Annotated in this window: 2 protein-coding genes; both read left to right on the top strand. The window is 75.0% G+C overall.

Translation table 11 applies throughout. The features are described from left to right. On the top strand, window positions 1-689 hold a 689-nt coding region (locus HUW36_RS32175; RefSeq protein ID WP_174531501.1), incomplete at its 5' end, for an ECF subfamily RNA polymerase sigma factor, BldN family. Between the two features lie 289 nt (window positions 690-978). After that, window positions 979-1,779, top strand: an 801-nt coding sequence (locus tag HUW36_RS32170) for a DUF5667 domain-containing protein (RefSeq protein WP_174531500.1), incomplete at its 3' end; no start/stop codon positions are given.

Genomic DNA, 1,779 nt, shown 5'->3' with positions numbered 1-1,779 from the left:
GTGAACCGTCCGCCGCCGAGACCGCCGTGCTGCCCGCGGTGGCCGCCGGCGACACCGCGGTGCTGCCCGCGGTCCCGGCCGCCACGCCGGCCACCGGCTTCCCGAGCCGACCCGACCCGTCCGACCCGGCCACCGAGGTCTGGACGCTCGTCGAGCGAGCCCAGGCCGGCGAGTCCGAGGCGTTCGGCCTCATCTACGACCGGTACGTCGACACCGTCTTCCGGTTCGTCTACTTCCGCGTCGGCAACCGCCAGCTCGCCGAGGACCTGACCTCCGACACGTTCCTGCGGGCGCTCAAGCGGATCGGCAGCTTCACCTGGCAGGGCCGCGACCTGGGCGCCTGGCTGGTGACCATCGCCCGCAACCTGGTCGCCGACCACTTCAAGTCCGGGCGCTACCGGCTGGAGGTGACCACCGGTGACGTCCTCGACGCCGACCGGGAGGACCGCGGGCCGGAGGGCAGCCCGGAGGCGGCGGTGGTCGAGCACATCACCAACGTCGCCCTGCTCACCGCCGTGAAGCAGCTCAACCCGGAGCAGCAGGAGTGCATCGTGCTCCGGTTCCTCCAGGGCTTCTCGGTGGCCGAGACGGCCCGTGCCATGGGCAAGAACGAGGGGGCCATCAAGGCCCTGCAGTACCGGGCGGTGCGGGCGCTGGCCCGGCTGCTGCCCGACGGTTTCCAGGCCTGACCCGCTCCGAGCCCGCCCACCCACCGGCGTACGCGTCGGTCGGTGTCGCGTGCCCGACGGGCCCTCGGCAGCGATCACACCAGGTGATATCGCCGCCGATCGGGCCGTAACCGGCGACCGGCACGGACCGTTTCTCCGGGTGCGACCAGTGGTTGTCCCGGCGTCCCCCGGGCCACCCGGTCCGGCGGGTCAGGTCGGCCGTCCGGTCGGCCCTCGGCCGCACGCTGCCACCGGTCGCTGGTGACGACGACGGCCGTCCGGCCGTGACCAGCGAGAGGGGGTGCCCGCGGTGGACAGCGACCTCTTCTCCCGTCGGCGAGCCGAGCGCTTCGCGCAACTTCTCGACGAGGCCAACGGCGGACGCCGGCACCACGTCCGGTCCCGGGCCGACGGTGAACTCACCGCGCTCGTCGAGGTGAGCCGGCGGATCACCGCCGAGCGGCCCACCGTCGAGGTGGATCCCGAGTTCCGCACCGGCCTGCGCGCCATGCTGGTCGCCACCGCCGAGCGCGAGGGCGTGACGCCTCCGGCCAGGGCGGGCGCGACCACCAGCCGGCGCGGCGCGCTGCTGCCGGCGATCACCGGTCGCCGGGCCCGGGCCCGGGGCGCGATCCTGGTCGGCGTGGCCGCCGGCGCGATCGCCCTCTCCGGCATCTCCGCCGCCAGCGAGAACGCGCTGCCCGGCGACGCCCTCTACGGCATGAAGCGCTCCACCGAGCGCGCCCAGCTCGCACTGGCCAGCTCGGACATCAGCCGGGGGCAGCTCTTCCTCGACTTCGCCCGGACCCGGCTCGACGAGGCCGCCTCGGTGCGCGGCGACCGGCTCGGCTTCAGCGCCGTCCTGGACGACATGGACACCGACACCCGCCAGGGCGTACGCCTGCTCACCACGGTCGCCGCGCAGCGGTCCGACCCGGCCGCGCTGGACGCGGTGGACACCTTCCTCGCCGGCCAGCGCCGGGTGGTCAGCGGCCTGCTGGACCGACCCGACCACGCCGACCGGGACCGTACCCGCCGTTCGCTCGCCCTGCTCGACGCGGCCGGCAAGCGCGCCGACGCGCTGCGCGAGGCCATCGCCTGCGGGCTGCCC

It is taken from the genome of Micromonospora maritima, assembly GCF_902825405.1.
Classification (GTDB): Bacteria; Actinomycetota; Actinomycetes; order Mycobacteriales; family Micromonosporaceae; genus Micromonospora; species Micromonospora maritima.
This window is presented reverse-complemented; position numbering and strand designations above follow the sequence as displayed.